Consider the following 17,845-nt stretch of genomic DNA (forward strand, 5'->3'; position numbering starts at 1 on the left):
TCTGCTCGGTTGTACTTTCAAGCTCCACTCACAAAGACCCGCTTCGGCGGGTCTTTGCTTTGCCTCGAATCCTGTCAAGCCTCTGGAAACCTCAACCCCACCTAAGCCAAACAAACCAAAGCACTAACGCCCCAAAGAGAAAAACAGCTTTACCAGCCCATTCCCCTATACTGGAAGTAGGGAAGAACCGGCTCGCTGACAACTGAAAATCGCAAGCCCGCCACATCCCCTCTACTCCCTATTCCCTCTGCTCTAACTCCTTTATTTCCCATATCATACCCGTAACTATATACAGAATCAGTTACTTACCCTCGGGATCACCCCGTAAGTCGCTGATTCTGCTGAAGGCCTCCGCTACATAGGGGAGGGGGGAGGGGGTATCCCTCCTCTACTCCCATTCAATCGTTCCAGGCGGCTTCGAGGTGATGTCATACACCACACGATTGATCCCTCGAACCTCGCTCACGATCCGGCTGGAGATCGTCCGCAGCACCTCATACGGCAGCGCCGCCCAATCGGCCGTCATGCCATCCTCGCTCTCCACCGCTCGGATCGCGCAGGTATAGGCATAGGTCCGCTGGTCGCCCATCACGCCGACGGTCTTCACCGGCAGCAGCACCGCGAAGCTCTGCCACACCTTCCGATAGAGCCCAGCGCGCTTGATCTCCTCCACGCAGATCGCATCGGCCTCCTGCAGAATGGCTACGCGATCCGGCGTCACCTCCCCGAGGATACGCACCGCCAGCCCCGGCCCAGGGAACGGCTGCCGCTCCAGAATCTCCTCCGGCATCTGCAGGTCGCGCCCAATGCGACGCACCTCATCCTTAAACAGGTCGCGCAGCGGCTCGATCAGCTTCAGCTTCATGTCCGCCGGAAGGCCGCCCACATTGTGGTGCGACTTGATCACATGCGAAGGCCCATGCACCGAAGCCGACTCGATCACATCCGGGTACAGGGTCCCCTGCACTAGCCATGCAATCTCCTCGCCCGCGGACTTCTCCGCCTCGAAGATCTTCTTGGCCTCATCGTCGAACACGGCAATGAACTCGTTGCCGATCGCCTTGCGCTTCTGCTCCGGATCGGTCACACCAGCCAGCTTGCTCAGGAACCGCTCGCTTGCATCGGCCGCAACCACGTTCAGACCGAGCGCCGATCTCATTGCCTTCTGCACCGTCGCGAACTCCCCCTTGCGCAGCACGCCGTTATTGACGAAGATGCACGTCAGCCGATCGCCGATCGCCCGCGCCACCAGCACCGCCGCAACCGAAGAATCGACGCCGCCCGAAAGCCCGCAGATAGCGTGACCCGTAGGGCCAACCTGCTCACGGATCTTCGCCACCGTAGTAGCGATAAAGTGCTCAGGCGTCCAGTCCTGCGCGCAGCCGCAGAGCTTCACCACGAAGTTCTTCAGCAGCTTCATGCCTTCTTTGGTGTGCGCCACCTCAGGATGGAACTGCACGGCCCAGATCTTGCTCGGATCGTTGGCAATCGCGGCAATCGCATTGTTCGTCGTGGCCGTGACGCGGAAGCCCGGCGCGAGCGCCTCGGCGTGGTCGCCATGAGACATCCAGACGGAGAGCGTGGAAGGCAGACCATGAAAGATGTCGTCGACCTCGGTCACAGTGACTTCGGCGTGCCCATACTCCCGCGCATGACCCGGAACCACCTTGCCGCCCAAATGATGCGTGATGAACTGCAACCCATAGCAGATGCCGAGGATCGGCAGTCCGGTCGAGAGCACAGCTGGATCAGCCTTCGGGGCCGAGTCGTCATAGACACTCGACGGGCCGCCGGAGAGAATGATGCCCTTCGGCTGCAGAGCGAGAACCTCCGCCAGCGGCGTAGTACACGGCAGAACGACGGAGAAGACATTGAACTCACGGATGCGCCGCGCAATCAGCTGTGTGTACTGAGAGCCGAAGTCGAGGATGACGATAGTTGAAGTCGAGGGGGTGTCCACGCCTTAAGTGTAAATTGCGGGCGTTTTCCGGGCTGTGGAATGGCGCGGCTAGCAGCGCGCTCTGCATCAGGCAGGATTTTCGAGCACGCCATAGAGGGATAGGTAGCTGGCGGCCCTGACAACATGGAAGTAGTCCGACATGGCGAGATAAGCAAGGCCAACGCCGGACCACCAATAGTGCAGAAACGTCGCGCTCGTATTTGAGCTGAAGGGCAGTGGCGTAGCACAGAAGACCATTGCCAGCACAAGCAAACCGATCCGGACAATGTTCATGACCAGATTGATCTCGATGAGCTTGCCACTCACCCGCGAGCTGCCAAGGGCGGCAAAGATGGCCCTGAAAGCCCCCACATTACGCCGCATCGCAAGCAACGGAGCGAGCTGCAGAAACCAGCTGAAAGCCGCCCACAGCACATACAGCGTAAGCGTACCGACGATAAGCATCGCCGCAAACAGAACGACACTCGTCTCCCGGCCGCGTTCAGCGGGGTTCAGAATAGCGGTGCGCGCACTAAAGATGACCAGCTGCCCCCAAAGCCACCAAGCCACCAGCAGCAGCGCGGAGCTCAGTGTACCAAGAAGAAAGAGTGCGCTGCGCCGGGGCCTCAGCGTACCGTCGAGCCGCCGCAAAACCCAGGTCCTGCCGATCGCGGCCACCACGTTCCAGAGCACGAAGACCGCCGGCAGCAACCACAACAGCAGAGGCCCCATGCCGGAGATAATGTCATGCCACGCCGTCGATACGGTATGCACCGCAGCAACAGGCTGGAACGCAGACATATTCTGGATCGCGGCAAGGTCCACGCCGGTCATCGGAGGCACCGAAGGCTGTACATCGATCCCTGAGTGCCCGAGAAGGACACCCCCACCCCACGCTGCCCCACACAGCAGAATCGCAGGAAGCCAGCGCCACAGCACCTCAAGCAGCGTAAGCGAAGGACGGCGCCAAACTGCGGCCATCACGCCAACAAAGGACTGCGTACCACGGACCGGGGCTGCGGACATCCATCTCTCCAGCGTGCTGCGTTACTTGATGACGATGTTGACGAGTTTGCTCTTGATAACGAGGTGCTTCACGATTGTCTTACTAGCGAGACGTGTCGCGACCTTCTCACTCGCAAGCGACGCAACCGTAATAGTGTCATCGTCGCTGTCGGCAGGCACAGTGATGACGTCCGCAAGCTTCCCGTTGATCTGCACAGGAATCTCGATCTCAGACTCGCGGGCAAGCTCGGCATCGGCAATAGGCCAGGGTTGAGCAAAGACACTTCCCTGTCCTCCCAATTGCTGCCACAGTTCCGCCGAGAGAAACGGCGCAAACGGAACAAGCAGTAAGGTGAGCTTGCGCAGAAGCTCGGCGATGGCTGATGGCGAAATAATGCCAGCGTCCATTGCAGACTCGGCCGCAAGCAGCTCATTGACGAGAATCATGATGGCCGAGATGCACGTGTTGAAGTGCCAGCGCCCCGAGAAATCCTCCGTGATCTTCGCAATCGTCTGGTGCAGTGTGCGCAGCAGCGCAGCCTCCACAGGTGTCTCCGACGCGAAGGACGACGGCGCAACCTCGTCTCCGTGAACGCCTGACTCGAGCGAACGCACAAGCGGCGCAAACTTCGTAGTGAGGCGATAGACACGCGCAAGGAAGCGGCTGATACCCGCAACGCCATCCTCCTGCCAGTCGAGATCGCGGTCGGGCGGTGCGGCGAAGAGTGCATACATACGCGTGGCGTCTGCACCGAACTTGCCGATCATCTCATCGGGCGAGACGATGTTGCCGCGCGACTTGGACATCTTCGCGCCATCCTTGATGACCATGCCCTGCGTGAAGAGCCGTGTCGCCGGCTCAGCATTCTCGATGAAGCCGAGGTCGCGCATCACGCGTGTCCAGAAGCGCGAGTAGATGAGGTGCAGGATGGCGTGCTCAACACCGCCGATGTACTGGTCGATAGGAAACCAGTAGTTGGCCTTTGCCGAGTCGAAGGGAGCCTGCGCATTATGAGCATCCGTATAGCGGTAGAAGTACCACGACGAGTCGACGAAGGTGTCCATCGTGTCGGTCTCGCGCCGTGCAGGGCCACCACAGATGGGACATGTGGTATTGAGAAACTCGGGAACCTTGGCGAGCGGCGAGCCACCCTCCTGCGTGATCTCGATGCTCTCAGGGAGCAGCACCGGAAGGTCAGTGTCCTTGACCGGAACAATGCCGTGCTCCGCACAATACACAAGCGGAATCGGAGTGCCCCAGTAGCGCTGGCGGCTGACGCCCCAGTCCTTGAGACGATAGGTAGTCGTGGCCTTGCCAAAGCCGTTCATCTCTGCATGTGTGGCAAGACGATGCTGCGCTTCGGCGCAGGTGAGATCAGAGTAGTCGCCGGAGTTGATGATGAAGGCGCCCTCTCCAGCGACGAAGGGCAGAGGCTCTTCGCCATCCGCAGCAGTGACGACGCGCTTGATGGGAAGGTGATACTTGGTGGCAAACTCGAAATCACGCTCATCGTGACCAGGAACGGACATGATGGCACCTGTGCCATAGTCGGCGAGGATGTAGTTCGCAACCCAGATGGGCAGATGCTCGCCGTTGAAGGGGTTGATGGCAAAGTGGCCGGTAGCGACACCATGCTTGTCAATGCTGCCGATATCACCGGACTCGCGGGCAGTCTTTTGCTGCGTGATCATCTCATCGACAGCAAAAGACAACTTGTGATCCTGCGCAGCGAACTGCTTGACGAGCGGGTGCTCGGGCGCTAGTTGAACGCTGGTGGCGCCGAAGATGGTATCGATGCGAGTCGTAAAGACGGTGATCTCCGCCGCATCGTTGCCAGCGACCGTGAAGGTGACGTGCGCGCCTTCGCTGCGGCCGATCCAGTTGCGCTGCATGGTGCGGACCTTTTCAGGCCAGCCAGGCATCTGATCGAGCCCCTCAAGAAGCTCGTCAGCATACTTGGTGATGCGCAAAAACCACTGCTCCAGCTCGCGCTGCTCGACGAGTTGATCTTCATGCCGCCAGCAATAGCCTCCGATGACCTGCTCATTGGCAAGCACGGTTGCGCACTGCGGACACCAGTTGACCTTGCTGGATTTCTTGTACGCAAGGTCCTTTTCGTACATGCGAAGGAAGAACCACTGGTTCCAGCGGTAATAGTCGGGCAGGCAGGTTGTGATCTCTGTGCCGGCCCAGTCATAGCTAAAGCCGAGCCGTCGGAACTGCACCTTCATCTGCGCGATGTTGGAGAGCGTCCACTCTCGCGGCGGCGTATCGTTCTTCAGCGCGGCGTTCTCGGCGGGCAATCCGAAAGCATCCCACCCCATAGGATGGAGAACGTTGTAGCCCTTCATACGCATGAAACGCGCAAGCGCGTCGCCAATGGAGTAGTTACGGACGTGACCCATGTGGAGACGGCCGCTGGGATATGGCAGCATCTCGATGCAGTAGAACTTAGGCTTCGCGCTGGTGTGCGGCTCGGCGGCATAAAGGCCGGGAGTCTCGTCCCATAACTTCTGCCAGCGCGGTTCGATTTCGGCAGGGTTGTAGCGCGTCGGATCTTCCGGCGCGGTGGCGTCGTTCTTTTCAATCTCAGGCATACACCTTTGATTGTAATGAACGACGCCCCTCACCGTTTTCCGCGTGATTACTGCACCTATTGAGCAGCAACCGGCAGGCTGATATAGCTGGCCTTGCCAGGCTCGTGCCATATCTTCTGCGTGGCCTTGACGTAATCCGTGGGCTTTGCGTCGAAGATATTCGGCACGAAGGTCTGCGGGTTGCGGTCGTAGAGTGGAAAGAGCGTCGACTGTACCTGCACCATGAGCCGGTGACCGGCAGGGATTGTGCGGTTGATCATAGGCAAGCCAAAGGTAAACTCCGCCGGCTCGTTGGGAGTAAGGGCCACTGGATGCTCGAAGCTGGTCCGGTAGCGACCCCGGAAGATGTCAATCCCGATCGGCAGCTCATAGGCGCTCATATTGTAGGGGGCGCCAAGAACACCGGCGAAGGTGCCGCCGATGTCACCGGTCGCTGGCTTGGTGTCGGGGTAAACGTCAATGATCTTGACGACCCAGTCGGAATCGGTGCCGGACGTAGAAGCCCAAAGGTGGACGACAGGTTCACCAGCAAGCTTCATGGGCTCTTTCAGAGGCTCGCTAACGTAGGTGAGAACATCGGGACGACCATCAACGAAGTGCTGGTCTGTGACGAGCCACGTGCGCCAGTTGCCACCGTCATACGGGCGAGGAGAAAACGGCACAGGATTGGCGGGGTCTGAGACGTACTCGTCTGACCTGGGAGCATCTGCTGCGGGAGCCGTGAACGACAGAACACCGTTGGCGGTGAGATAGAGAGGTTTTGAAGTCTCTGGACAGCCCTTTTCGCATACGGTAGGCCAGACCTTCGGGGTCTCCCAGTGGTCGCTACCTGCACCGCCGACCGTTTCACCCCCGGCGTTATAGATGAGCGCCTTAGGCAGGTCGAACTTAGGAGAACCTGGCTTCAGATACTGGTTGAAGAACGGGACAAGGTAGTCCCTGCGCCACTGCTCGGCAGTGTCGGTAGTCCACTGGAAGGGCCCAAGACCGCGTCCCTGGCGATTGATCTGCGAGTGAAACCACGGACCCATGACAATGTGGTTGAGCGGATCGTTCTTATGTACAGCCTCGATCGCACGGTAGGAGTGGATCGCACCCCACATATCTTCCTGATCCCACTCGCCCTGCTCCCACAGGGTGGGAACTGTGAGTCCTTTCGCGGCTAGCAGGTGGTCGAGAGCCTGCGCTTGCCAGAAGGCGTCGTAAGCTGGGTGAGCTTCGAGGATCTTCCAAAACGGGAGTTGGTCTTCGCCCATGTAGCGGGCTGCATCGCCTGCGCTGCCAAGGCGGAGGAAGTTGGAGTACTCGTCACGCCCACCGCGCGAAACATGATAACCGCCGCCGCGTTTGGTGGTCTGGCCGGTGAAGTAGTCGAGGTTGGGCTGGCGAAATGCGCCGTAGTGGAACCAGTCATCGCCCATCCAGCCGTCGACCATGGGGCTTTCAGGCGCGGCCACTTTGAGCGCTGGATGCGGATGCAGCAGCGCCATAACAACGGTGAAACCCTCGTACGACGAGCCGATCATGCCGACGCGGCCGTTGGATTCAGGGACGTTCTTCACGAGCCAGTCGATGGTGTCATAGGCATCAGTGGTATCGTCAGCACCCGAGTTGTTGAAGCCGGAGCCGACGGGCGGCGGCGTCATAAGATAGACGCCTTCGGAGCCGTACTTGCCACGGACATCTTGATAGACACGGATATAACCGTTCTTGACGAAGTCCTCGTCGCTGAGTGGAAGAGCTTCGATCATCTTCGGCGAATCGGAGCGCTCCGCGCGAGCGGCAGCGTTGTAGCAGGTACGTGTGAGCACGATGGGCGCGTTCTTAGCGCCCTTTGGCACGACGATGACCGTGTAGAGCTTGACGCCGTCGCGCATGGGGATCATGACGACGCGCTTATCATAATCAGGAGCTGGGGCGGTCACAGGCGGCTTGAAATTGGGGTTCAGCTCATCGGTGACGGTTTTTGCAGGGTCCTGTGCAATAGCGTGCGTGGTTGCAAAGGCGATGGAGAGCGCGAGTGCGACAGCAAGGCGGTTCATGGCACGTCCTGTTGGCCCGGAGTGGGCGGGGGGATCGTGCCTAGAATAGCATCGGGGCGAGAGATCTATTTAAGCTCGGGTGGCACCATCAGCTTTAGCTGCTCTGGGTCAGCGGTTAGGTAGACAGTGCGAATCTCTGGATGCTGGGTCTGAATAAGCAACAGTGTGCCAAAGTAGAAGCTCTGAACATCAGCACGCTTTTCCATATGTTCGGCCTTGATGGCACCTACGAGGGCATCAACGAAGTCCTGTGCGGGCCGGGTGTGGTTTCCTCCGGGCCAGTTGTCGCCCTGAATCTTAGTCTCAAGGTTGAACTGGATGGTTTCGCCGGTATGTGCACGTGCTGCTGCATAAGGCAACGATTTACCTGGACCGGAGCGGTAGTAGTTTGCATAGAATCTTGCGAAACGCATCAACTGCGCTGCATTGGTTGGGGCATAAGGGCTGGGCATGCCCTCCTTCTTCGCGAAGGCCACCGCAACGGGTGAGAGCGAAAGATCATTGGTCTGCAGCGGCCCGAAGTGGAGTTTGTCACAAATAAAGGTGCGCTGCGCCTCAGCCATGGAGATGTCCCGGGTATAGACCTTGTTCTCCATTGTGTAGGGTGTGCCATCGGCGTGGCGACAGCTTTGAGGATTGAGAAACTGGTCATGCCAGATCAGCGACTGACCGTCAGTGGTAACACCCGTGTCGGTCTCGAGCGTCTTCATGCCGAGATCCATCCCATTCTCAAACGAAGGCAGCGTATTTTCAGGCCGCAGAGCGCGGCCGCCGCGGTGCCCTTGCGGGTCAAAGCGATCGAGGTAGGCAAGCTCAGCAGCATCGTGTGCAGCGGTAGCAGTGGCGCGCACCTCAGCGAGCACTTTCATCAGCATCGAGGGGTCGTCAGTGATGATGCCGTCGACATGCTTCGCGAGCAGCGCACGCATGGAGTCCTCGTCATCGACCGTCCAGGGAATGACCTGGATGCCCTGCGCCTGCAGCGCGGGCACATCCACATCTCCGTTGAGGACCGTCTGATAGACCGGCGAGAGCACCGGCTTGTATGCATCGTGATGTGCGGCTGCGTCCGTGGCGGCCTTCTGCATCAACGTGGTGAACGTGTTCGGCGTGGCAGGTGTCTGGGCCATAAGAGAGGCGGCTGCGAGGGCCACCGCGAGCATATACCAATGAGTCTTCATATCGAACGTTCTAGCATGAAGATGTAACAAGAGTGTTGGCGGTTATCCATTGAATCAACCGTCCAGCGCTGCGTGGTAGATTGGGCGATGCGATTTTTAAGGAGAGAAACGATGCGTCGAGTGGTCGGGCTTGTGATGACGGTTATGTGCGGAGCGGCGTGCAGCACGAGTCCCCGCGCGTGGTCGCAGGGTGAGAAGGCCCCCATCGTGACCACTGCACAGGGCCAGGTAGAAGGGCTCACGGTCAGCGGCGGCGTCCACGCTTACCTGGGGATTCCTTACGCCGCGCCTCCCGTCGGCGACCTGCGCTGGAAGGCCCCGCAACCGGCAGAGGCATGGAAAGGCATACGCGATGCCACGCACTTTGGGCACCGGTGCATGCAGTTTGTCGCCTACCCGGACATGGTGTTCGACGATGCGGGCGAGAGCGAGGACTGCCTCACGCTGAATGTCTGGGCTCCCGCCGACGCAGCCAAGCTGCCTGTGATGGTGTGGGTGCACGGCGGCGGATTTGTGGGTGGCGCCAGCTCTGAACCTCGGCAGAACGGTCAGCATCTGGCGCGGCATGGTGTCATCGTCGTCAGCATGAACTACCGCTTAGGGATGCTCGGTTTCTTTACCCATGCGGGTTTGGCGGCCGAGAGCGGAAACCATGCCGCAGGCAACTATGGACTGATGGATCAAGTTGCTGCAATTGCATGGGTGAAGAAGAATATCGCTGCATTTGGCGGCGACCCGGACAACATTACCGTATTTGGCGAGTCAGCTGGGTCGTTCTCCGTGAGTGCGCTCATGGCTTCGCCACTCAGTAAAGGAATGCTTGCAAAGGCCATCGGCGAGAGCGGCGCGGGCTTCTTCAACCGGTCTCTGCCCTTTGCGACACTTGCAGAGCGCGAGGCACACGATGCGGAGCTCGCAAAGAGCGTGTTGGGCACGGATGATCTCGAAGCGTTGCGGAAGGTTCCAGCAGAGACGATTGCAGCCGAGAAGAGCTTCCGTATATCGCTGGCGTTTCCACCGGATATCGACGGCTATATGCTGCCGAAGCCTCTGCCGGAGATCTATGCCGCTGGGGAGCAAGCGCATATTCCGCTGCTGGCGGGATGGAACCATGACGAGGTGCGCAGCCAGGTGACACGCGCTAAAACGAAGATGACAGTTGCGAGCTATCGCGCAATGGCAGAGAAGGAATTCGGAGTGCATGCATCTGGATTCCTGAAAGCGTATCCGGGAAAAACGGATGCGGAAGCAGAGAGCTCCGCAGGCGATTATGTGAGCGATCGCTTTTTGGTGTACTCGACGTGGCGCTGGCTGGACCAGCAGGTGGCGACGGGGGATGCGCCGGTGTATCGCTACCGGCTGGACCTGGTGCCGCCGGCGGACAAGTTCCATCCGGCGGGTTCTGGCGCGTTTCACTCCGATGACATTGAGTATGTGTTCGGTACGCTGGACAGCCGACAAGAGGCGATGTGGCGTCCGGAAGACAGAATGTTATCGGAGGAGATCCAGACGTATTGGACGAACTTCGCGAAGACCGGCGATCCAAACAGCAAGGGGCTGCCAGAGTGGCCACAGTACAAGTCGAAGGACTGGATGGTGATGCACCTGGATGAGCCTTCGGTGGCGAAGCCGGACAACCAGCGGGCGCACTATCTGTTTCTGGACAGCGTCTGGGGCAAGTAGCTAGCCCGCCGAGAGCGCGCGCAGGGCCATGACATTGCGCATCTCGTCTCCCGGTTCGTCGACGGGGGTTTCGGCGATGAAGCAGGCGTGGTCAAAGCGTGTATCGTGCAACAAACGGCGGAAGGCTGCGGAGCCGATCGTGCCTTCGCCGATGTGCTCGTGGCGATCGAGCTTGCTGCCCATCGCGGCTTTGGCATCGTTGCAGTGCCAGACGCGGACGGCCTCGAAGCCGACCGTGCTGGCAATCTGCTGCATGGTCTGCTCGTAGCCTTCGGGGGAGACGAGGTCGTAACCGGCAACATGGCAGTGGCAGGTGTCCAGGCAGACATCAACCGGCGCGCAGGCGCGGAGCGTGGCCACGAGTTCTGCCACCTGGTCGAAGCTGCCGCCGAGGGAGAACTCCGCGCCGGCGGTGTTCTCGATCAGGATGCGGAAGTTGTGGTCCTGCCACGGTATACCGTCGATGGCCTTCTCGATACCCTGTGCAGCGAGCTTCAGTCCCTCGTCGCGGGTGAGGCCCTTCCAGCTGCCGGGGTGCAGGACGAGGAACTCGGCTCCCATCGCAAGCGCGCGCTCAACCTCGCCACGGAAGGCGCCAATCGAGTTGTCACGCACAGACTCGGTTTGCGAGCAGAGATTGATCAGGTAGCTCGCATGGACGGCGACGGGATTGATGTCGTATTCGGCGCGGAGGGCACGCATCTTGGCGGCGTCCTCCGGCTTTACCGGCGCGGCCTTCCACTGGCGGGGGCTCGCGGAGAAGATCTGGAAGGTGTTGGCGCCGGCTTCCACCGCGCGCGTTACAGCGGTGAAGATGCCGCCCGAGGTGCCCACGTGGACACCAATACGTTTCTTGGCCATGAGCTAAAGGGTACTGCAAGCGGCAGTGAGGAAGTCGTGGCGATATGATGGGCGCAGTCGTCTATCCCATCGCTACTAGAACGAGGCACCCATGGCAACGCCGCAGAGCTACAAGAATCATGCACGGTTCAATCCGCTGTTCCACTTCACCATCGTCCCGATCCTGCTAGTGAACTTTATCTTTGCGATTGTGTACGCGGTGCGCCATTATCCGCAGCACTTCCACCTGGCGCTGTGGTGGATCGTGATGTCGATCACGTTGCTGCTGATTGCCAGTATGGCCCGGGGGTCGGCGATGACGGTGCAGGACCGAGTGATCCGGCTGGAGGAGCGGATGCGACTGGCGCAACTGGCGAGCCCCGGTGAGCTGGCGGAGCTGGAGTCGCTGACGATGAAGCAGTACATCGGGCTACGGTTCGCTTCCAATCCAGAGGTCGTGGAGCTGGCGCGGCGGGCGGTGCGTGAGAACCTCGACTGCAAACAGATCAAGGAAGCCGTGGTGAGCTGGCGTGCGGATGAGCATCGCGTGTGATCGCACCCCCCACCCCCTCCCCCCTGTACTTTTTGATCGAAAATACTGAAAAGGCTTGGGTTCGGGGTGGACTTGTGAAGGTCTGATCCCAGCGGTAGCGAGACGCGACCTGGCGACCGGCGAAGGGCTTCCCCTACTTTCAGTATACGCTTATGGAGATATCTTTCTTCGGGCATAACCATACTATTATGAATCACTTACGCGATTTATCGCTTGACAGATAGCGGCGGTGAAAGGCACCAGAGAATAGAAAAGCCACCCGATGATGGGGTGGCTTTTCCGCTTTGCGAGAAGGGTGGTTTTAGTAGACGTCGAGCTGATAGCGCTTGGCCTTCTTCATGGCTGCGAGGTACTCGGCTGCATACTCGAGGGTGTTGTTGGCGCCCAGGGCGATGGTGTCGAGCAGGGTGCGCTCGACGTCCTTGGCCATGCGCTCCGCGTCGCCGCAGACGTAGAAGTAGGCACCGCTCTCAAGCCATGCCCACAGCTCCGCGGACTTCTCGCGCATGCGGTCCTGCACGTAAACCTTGCGCTGCTGGTCGCGTGAGAACGCGGTGTCGAGGCGGGTGAGGAAGCCGTCCTTTTCCATGGACTCGAACTGGTCCTTGTAGAGGTAGTCGGAGACGGAGCGCTGCTCGCCGAAGAAGAGCCAGTTGTCGCCCTTGTGGCCCATGATCTGGCGGTACTCAAGGTAGGAGCGGAAGGGCGCGATGCCGGTGCCGGGGCCAACCATGATGACCGGTGCGTTGGTGTCAGCCGGCAGGCGGAAGTTATTGTTCTCGTGCAGGAAGACCGGAACGAGGGAACCGACGGGCATGCGCTCGCCCATGAAGCCGGAGCAGACGCCCTGGCGGTCCAGATTGTGCGAGTGGTAGCGAACCACGCGGACGGTGGTGTGCACCTGGCCGGGGTGGGCCTCCAGCGCCGACGCGATGGAGTACATGCGCGGGGTGAGGCGGGCGAGGACCTGGAAGCAGTCCTGTGGAGTCTTAATGAGGCCGGGGAACTCGGTGATGAGGTCGTAGAACTCGCGTCCCCAGACGTACTCTTCAGCTAGCGCCTTGTTGTCCGGGCCGAGCAGGGCTTTGAGACCCGCAGGTGCGGCATCGCCGGCGATCTTGCCGAGCTGGTTCACGGCGCTGCGAGTGAGCTTGCCGATGGCGAGACGGCTGGTGATGGCCTCGAGAAAACTGATCTCCACTTTGTAGTGGTCGAGCACACGCTCGTCGCCGGTGTAACCCAGCGCCTTGAGGACGGACTCCACCTGCGGCTCACGATTGGTCGGGATGACACCGACGGCGTCGCCAGGGAGGTAGCTCATACCCTCTTCCAGCTCAAGCTCTACATGGATGGTCTCTTTTTCGGACTCGGGACCGGTGAGCCTGGTGTTGACCAGCACCTTCGATGAATAGGGCTGGTTGCGCGTGTACTTCTGGACGTGTTTCTGGGCAGTTTCAGTGGGGCTTAAAGTGGTCTCAGTCATGCCACATTTCATTATAGGCGGGTGAAAGCGGGGCAAGACAGGAAAAACAAGGATGGAACCGGATTTGATGACTTAGCGGTGCAAAACACGGCCTGGCTGACTATACAGCAGCGCCCACGCTGGTCATGAAAAGGGAAAAGCCAGTGCGGGAGTTGCGGAAAGCGCTACAGAGGCTTGGCACAACTCCCCATCGCTGGCGGTGATCCGCTCGCGCCTTCGGCGCATCGCTGCGGTAAAAGCGGAACGCAGAGGGCGCAGTGTAAAAGCCCGCAGTGGACGCGAAGGAGAACAGGCGACAGCAAAGAAAACGATGAGGTTCAGGCAAGAGCTGTAAGGGCGGTTGGGGGCCAGGAAGGCGCAAAAGGCAGGAGATGCAAAGGCTTCCTTACGTGGAGGAAGCTTATTTTCAAAAGGGCGCACAGAGGGAGAAGCGGGTGTAGAAGCTATGGGAACGCCCAGCGGAGCTAGGCGGGGGTCTCGTCGGAGTGGGAGGTCATACCGGATTTGGCATGGGCCTCACCCGGATTGACGAGGTCGCGAAGCTCCTTGCTCGGCTTGAAGTAGGGGACGCGCTTGGCGGGCACCGATACCGACTCGCCGGTCTTGGGGTTGCGCCCAATGCGGGGCTTGCGCTGGCGAGTGCGGAAGCTGCCAAAACCACGGACCTCCACCTTATCGTTGCCTTTGAGGGCGCTGATGATGGAGTCGAAGAGCGTCTCCACGATGACCTCGCCATCGCGGCGGGTGAGATCGCCCAGAGCGACTACTTGGTCGACCAGATCGGCTTTCGTCATGAAATCTCCTTGAAAGTAGGAACATGCGTACGACTGAGGTTTGGTTTGTTTCGTTTACGCTGCGAAGGAAGATCGGACAAACGCATGCTGCTCTGCTTAGTGTAGGGTACCCTGCCTGCCCTAAGCCATGTTCCCGACTTATGGGTGGGACGTGCAGGACTCCGGAAAGGATGCGTGGCCGGGGTGCGGCTATGTCGTTACCTCTCTCACAATAATCCTCTTAGGGGCGTCTGGGGTAGTCCCAAATGGAGAAGTTGGCAGAAAGTGTGAGAGCTTCGATACCGACGCGTACCGGAAAGCGGTCAGGGAAAATGTTTTGCGGCTTAAATGGGCTGTCATCGTCTGTAACAGTTAGCGTATTCTTAGGGCGGCTCACCCGCAGAAGTCCTATGGCTATGACCGCCGGCAGATGTGGCTGGCAGGAGCGGAGTGCGTAGAGCGTTTTTGAGGTTGCTGCAGTTATGGCCCATCCGCGGCTAAGTATTGTGATTCCGGCATATAACGAGAGCGCGCGCATTGAGAGCACTCTGGGGCGGGTGCTGGAGTGTGTGCAGCAGCGAGGCTGGGATGCGGAGATCCTAGTGGTGGACGATGGTTCGGTGGACGATACAGTGACGATTGTGCGGCGGTGGATGGAGCGTCACGACCGGCTGCACCTGGTACGGAACTGCGGCAACCGCGGCAAGGGATATTCCGTCCGCAACGGCCTGTTGCAGGCTGCAGGCGAGACCGTGATGTTTACCGACGCGGACTTGTCGGCCCCGATTGAAGAGGCCGAGCACCTGGTCGCCGCCATCGATAGCGGCGCGGATGTCGCAATCGGGTCGCGCTGGCTGGAGAAGCAGAAGCAGACGATCACCCAGCCGATGTACCGCCGGTTCTTCGGCAGGTGCTTCAACTGGGTGACGCGCAAGGTGATGGGGCTTCCCTACCGCGATACGCAGTGCGGATTCAAGGCGTTTCGGCGTGAGGCGGCGCAGACGATCTTCCGGCTGCAGACGATCGAGGGCTGGGGATTTGACCCGGAGATTCTGTTCATCGCGCGCAGGCTGCGCTATCGCATTGAAGAGGTGCCGGTGACGTGGGGGCACGATGAGCGTACCCGGATCAGCTACCTGAAGGACGGCATGAAGATGCTGGGCGAGATGGCGGAGATCCGGACGAACTCATTGCGCGGGCGCTACGACGAGGCGATTGCAGCGATGAAGGACACCAGCGGTATGGTGACGCCGCAGGTGGACAGAATCGAGTCGATCGACCATGCGGAGCACGTCGAAGCGAGGTAGAAGGCGCGGTAAGCGGCTGCCCCCAACAATGCACAGGATGGGGATGACATAAGCTGTTGCATGTATGTTGCGTTCGTTCTTTATCGGGCTTTCAACGAATAAGCCCTTTCGTGCCTTCTCCGAGCAGTCGGCGATGGGTAAGCGTGTTTCGCGGCGGTTCGTCGCTGGAATGACGGTCGAAGAGTCCGTTGCCGTGGCGGTGAAGCTGAACGGCGAGGGCATCGATGTGAGCCTCGATTCGCTGGGCGAGAGCGTGACCGAGCGCGCCCAGGTTGAGCACAGCGCGGCGATCTATCATCAGCTACTCGATGCCATTGCAGAGCGCGGACTGCGCGCCAATGTGAGCGTGAAGCTGACCCAGATGGGCATGGAGATGGACCCGGCCTTCGCCGAGGCGATCGTCGCCAATATCGTGGAGCATGCCGCGTACATCAAGAGCTTTGTGCGGATCGACATGGAGGGCTCGGAGTACACCGAAGCCACCATCGCGATGACGGAGCGCATCCATGCGAAGTGCCCTGGGGCGGTGGGGACTGTATTGCAGGCGTATCTGCACCGCACGGCCGCTGACGTGGAGCGGCTAGTGTCGCAAGGGATTCGCATACGGCTGTGCAAGGGGGCTTACAAGGAGCCCGCGACGATTGCGTTTCCTGAGAAGAGCGCCGTCGATGCGAACTATGTCGCGCTGATGAAGCGGCTGGTGACGAGCGGCGTCTTCTGCGGTATCGCAACGCATGATGAGGCCATCGTCGACCAGATGCGCGCGTTTGTTGCCAAAGAAGGTGTGGCGAAGAGTGCGTTCGAGTTCCAGATGCTGTATGGAGTGCGCCGCGACCTGCAGCGCAAGCTGATGGCCGAGGGCTTCGGCGTGCGCTGCTATGTGCCGTTCGGGACGGAGTGGTACCCGTACTTTATGCGCAGGCTGGCCGAGCGGCCCGCGAACGTGATCTTCCTGGCGAAGAACTTTTTCCGCAGCTAGACTTCGGCTCGTTGAGTTTCGTGGGGTTACTGCGGCAGCATGGGCTCGACCGTCATTAGGTGGTTCAGTGCCGAACGCTGTGCGTCGTTCAAGGGGATGCGGCTCATCGCACCGGCGCGCTGGTCGGGTGGCAGACGGCGGAGTTCGTTGAAGCTGCGGGCCACAACGTGCCTCTGATCCGGCGGCAAAGAGCCAAGCTGCTGCATGGCTCCGCGCACCTGTCCGCGCTGCTGCAGGCTCAGGCCTTCCATGTGCTCGTTCAGCTTCAGAATCTCGGCGCGACGCGCTGGGTCCATCGCGTTCAACTGCGCGAGTCGTTCCCGATAGCGCTGCTGCGTCTGCTGGGGCAAGTCGCGGAAACCCGGCTCGTTCCCCAGCGCCTGCTGCTGCTGCATGGGAGTCAGGTTCCTGTGGGCGTTCATCCACTCGGCCAGGTGCTCGCCCTTTGCGCCGGGCTGGTGGTTGGCACCCATTCCCTGACCGAAGCGGCGGTTTTGTTGAGCGGGAGGGCGCGGCTGCCGCGCTGCCATACGCGGCTGCATCCGCTGGCCACCTCGCTGATAGTAGCCAACCGGCGCCATCCGTCCAGCCCACGCACGGGCGCGCATCCGCTGGCCAGCGGCACCCTGCGGTGCGGCAAGGCACAGCGCGACGATGACACTGAGGGCGGCGAACAATCGGGTTGGCATCATCACGTGCATGGTCTGGCAGGCGGGCGACAAGGGACGGAAAGATGCAGCTCAGAACAAAGCCCTGTGGCCCGCGGGCCCCGGTTTCTACTCTTCTTGTCTCAGACGTTTACCCCATGATAGCGAAGAGTTTGCCTCACAGGGGTTGGTTACGACACCAATTTAGGACAGTCTGCCGACGCTATGATCCTCCCAGCTGACAGTGCTGTGACTAGGTTGTCGGAGGAGTTGAGGTATCGTCCACGCTGGAGCCGGAGTCATCCAGCAACTGGTCCATCTGCTGTAACGCCTGCGCGTTGTTGTCCAGAATCTTGAGGTCGTTCACTGTGGCGGAAGAAGCGGACGGCTGGTTCGAGGGCTGGTGCTCAAGATAGAGCCCGAAGCTGCCGCCACCGATCAGCATGGCAAACGCCAACGCGCCGGCAAGCGCAGGACGCAGCCCACGGCCCGTGCTGAAGAGCAGGAACGAGCGCGTCCGCTCCCAGAAGCCCTCAGGGTGCGCGGCCTCCGCCTCGCGGAGGCGGACATGCAGCTTGGAATCGAAGTAGGCTGAGGGCTCCGGCGCGGTCCATGTGTCCAGCAGATCGAAGGTCGCGCGCAGCTCGTCGAGCTCCTTCGCGCAGTCCGCACAAGCTGCCAGGTGCGCCTTCATCTCCGGATGCGCGGCGAGAAACGTCTCATCCAGCAGCAGATCCGGCATATGAGTGCGGCATGCCTTGCAATCGGTGGTGTTCGTCATCGTCTTCATCACTTCCCCCCTCTCCGGGTGGTTG

General features: G+C 60.2%; 14 protein-coding genes. 4 read left to right on the forward strand and 10 right to left on the reverse strand.

Going from position 1 to position 17,845, the window contains the following annotated elements; genetic code table 11:
• Positions 1-388 precede the first annotated feature (388 nt).
• The 5 genes from guaA to GOB94_RS06275 form a co-directional block, all read right to left on the reverse strand.
• Positions 389-1,960, reverse strand: coding sequence for a glutamine-hydrolyzing GMP synthase (gene guaA / locus GOB94_RS06255; RefSeq protein WP_182277991.1), 1,572 nt, complete (start codon positions 1,958-1,960; stop codon positions 389-391).
• 66 nt (positions 1,961-2,026) lie between these two features.
• Positions 2,027-2,965, reverse strand: coding sequence for a hypothetical protein (locus GOB94_RS06260; protein ID WP_182277992.1), 939 nt, complete (start codon positions 2,963-2,965; stop codon positions 2,027-2,029).
• A gap of 21 nt (positions 2,966-2,986) precedes the next feature.
• Positions 2,987-5,542: a leucine--tRNA ligase gene (leuS, locus tag GOB94_RS06265; protein ID WP_182277993.1), complete on the reverse strand. Its 2,556-nt coding sequence runs from the start codon at positions 5,540-5,542 to the stop codon at positions 2,987-2,989.
• A 56-nt stretch (positions 5,543-5,598) separates the two neighbouring features.
• Positions 5,599-7,584, reverse strand: a complete 1,986-nt coding sequence (locus GOB94_RS06270; RefSeq protein ID WP_182277994.1) for a CocE/NonD family hydrolase — start codon at positions 7,582-7,584, stop codon at positions 5,599-5,601.
• A 65-nt stretch (positions 7,585-7,649) separates the two neighbouring features.
• The gene (locus GOB94_RS06275) at positions 7,650-8,747 is read right to left on the reverse strand and encodes a glycerophosphodiester phosphodiesterase family protein (RefSeq protein ID WP_255484282.1); all 1,098 of its coding nucleotides are present in this window, start codon (positions 8,745-8,747) and stop codon (positions 7,650-7,652) included.
• A gap of 129 nt (positions 8,748-8,876) precedes the next feature.
• Between GOB94_RS06275 and GOB94_RS06280 the strand changes: the two genes are divergently transcribed.
• A complete protein-coding gene (locus GOB94_RS06280; RefSeq protein WP_255484283.1) occupies positions 8,877-10,448 on the forward strand; it encodes a carboxylesterase/lipase family protein in 1,572 nt (523 codons plus the stop codon).
• Here GOB94_RS06280 and GOB94_RS06285 read toward each other — a convergent pair whose 3' ends face one another.
• Positions 10,449-11,309: a deoxyribonuclease IV gene (locus GOB94_RS06285; protein ID WP_182277996.1), complete on the reverse strand. Its 861-nt coding sequence runs from the start codon at positions 11,307-11,309 to the stop codon at positions 10,449-10,451.
• Positions 11,310-11,400: 91 nt separating this feature from the next.
• Between GOB94_RS06285 and GOB94_RS06290 the strand changes: the two genes are divergently transcribed.
• A complete protein-coding gene (locus GOB94_RS06290; RefSeq protein WP_182277997.1) occupies positions 11,401-11,841 on the forward strand; it encodes a DUF6526 family protein in 441 nt (146 codons plus the stop codon).
• A gap of 301 nt (positions 11,842-12,142) precedes the next feature.
• On the opposite strand, the gene GOB94_RS06295 is transcribed toward GOB94_RS06290, so the two are convergent.
• Together GOB94_RS06295 and GOB94_RS06300 are read right to left on the reverse strand one after the other, a co-directional pair.
• On the reverse strand, positions 12,143-13,324 hold the full coding sequence (locus GOB94_RS06295; protein WP_182277998.1) for an oxidoreductase: 1,182 nt from the start codon (positions 13,322-13,324) through the stop codon (positions 12,143-12,145).
• A 464-nt stretch (positions 13,325-13,788) separates the two neighbouring features.
• Complete coding sequence (locus GOB94_RS06300) at positions 13,789-14,118, reverse strand: HU family DNA-binding protein (RefSeq protein ID WP_182277999.1); 330 nt, start codon at positions 14,116-14,118, stop codon at positions 13,789-13,791.
• Between the two features lie 461 nt (positions 14,119-14,579).
• On the opposite strand from GOB94_RS06300, the gene GOB94_RS06305 reads away from it, so the two are divergent.
• Together GOB94_RS06305 and GOB94_RS06310 are read left to right on the forward strand one after the other, a co-directional pair.
• A complete protein-coding gene (locus tag GOB94_RS06305; RefSeq protein ID WP_182278000.1) occupies positions 14,580-15,404 on the forward strand; it encodes a dolichyl-phosphate beta-glucosyltransferase in 825 nt (274 codons plus the stop codon).
• Positions 15,405-15,468: 64 nt separating this feature from the next.
• Positions 15,469-16,383 carry a proline dehydrogenase family protein gene (locus tag GOB94_RS06310; protein WP_182278001.1) on the forward strand — a complete coding sequence of 305 codons (915 nt, stop codon included), beginning with the start codon at positions 15,469-15,471 and terminating at the stop codon, positions 16,381-16,383.
• 26 nt (positions 16,384-16,409) lie between these two features.
• Here the strand turns inward: GOB94_RS06310 and GOB94_RS06315 are convergent, their stop codons facing one another.
• Together GOB94_RS06315 and GOB94_RS06320 are read right to left on the reverse strand one after the other, a co-directional pair.
• On the reverse strand, positions 16,410-17,075 hold the full coding sequence (locus tag GOB94_RS06315; protein ID WP_182278002.1) for a DUF3106 domain-containing protein: 666 nt from the start codon (positions 17,073-17,075) through the stop codon (positions 16,410-16,412).
• 208 nt (positions 17,076-17,283) lie between these two features.
• A complete protein-coding gene (locus GOB94_RS06320) occupies positions 17,284-17,820 on the reverse strand; it encodes a hypothetical protein (protein WP_255484284.1) in 537 nt (178 codons plus the stop codon).
• Between the last annotated feature and the right edge of the window lie 25 nt (positions 17,821-17,845).

The organism is Granulicella sp. 5B5 (assembly GCF_014083945.1).
In the GTDB taxonomy this organism is placed as follows: Bacteria; Acidobacteriota; Terriglobia; order Terriglobales; family Acidobacteriaceae; genus Granulicella.

Excerpts from the sequence above, each read along its gene's own strand:
- GOB94_RS06280 (WP_255484283.1), top strand. The coding sequence starts at position 8,877 with ATGCGTCGAGTGGTCGGGCTTGTGATGACGGTTATGTGCGGAGCGGCG.
- GOB94_RS06310 (WP_182278001.1), top strand. The coding sequence starts at position 15,469 with ATGTTGCGTTCGTTCTTTATCGGGCTTTCAACGAATAAGCCCTTTCGT.
- leuS (WP_182277993.1), bottom strand. The coding sequence starts at position 5,542 with ATGCCTGAGATTGAAAAGAACGACGCCACCGCGCCGGAAGATCCGACG.
- GOB94_RS06285 (WP_182277996.1), bottom strand. The coding sequence starts at position 11,309 with ATGGCCAAGAAACGTATTGGTGTCCACGTGGGCACCTCGGGCGGCATC.
- GOB94_RS06295 (WP_182277998.1), bottom strand. The coding sequence starts at position 13,324 with ATGACTGAGACCACTTTAAGCCCCACTGAAACTGCCCAGAAACACGTC.
- GOB94_RS06300 (WP_182277999.1), bottom strand. The coding sequence starts at position 14,118 with ATGACGAAAGCCGATCTGGTCGACCAAGTAGTCGCTCTGGGCGATCTC.
- GOB94_RS06290 (WP_182277997.1), top strand. The coding sequence starts at position 11,401 with ATGGCAACGCCGCAGAGCTACAAGAATCATGCACGGTTCAATCCGCTG.
- GOB94_RS06270 (WP_182277994.1), bottom strand. The coding sequence starts at position 7,584 with ATGAACCGCCTTGCTGTCGCACTCGCGCTCTCCATCGCCTTTGCAACC.
- GOB94_RS06320 (WP_255484284.1), bottom strand. The coding sequence starts at position 17,820 with ATGAAGACGATGACGAACACCACCGATTGCAAGGCATGCCGCACTCAT.
- GOB94_RS06275 (WP_255484282.1), bottom strand. The coding sequence starts at position 8,747 with ATGCTCGCGGTGGCCCTCGCAGCCGCCTCTCTTATGGCCCAGACACCT.
- GOB94_RS06315 (WP_182278002.1), bottom strand. The coding sequence starts at position 17,075 with ATGATGCCAACCCGATTGTTCGCCGCCCTCAGTGTCATCGTCGCGCTG.
- GOB94_RS06260 (WP_182277992.1), bottom strand. The coding sequence starts at position 2,965 with ATGTCCGCAGCCCCGGTCCGTGGTACGCAGTCCTTTGTTGGCGTGATG.
- GOB94_RS06305 (WP_182278000.1), top strand. The coding sequence starts at position 14,580 with ATGGCCCATCCGCGGCTAAGTATTGTGATTCCGGCATATAACGAGAGC.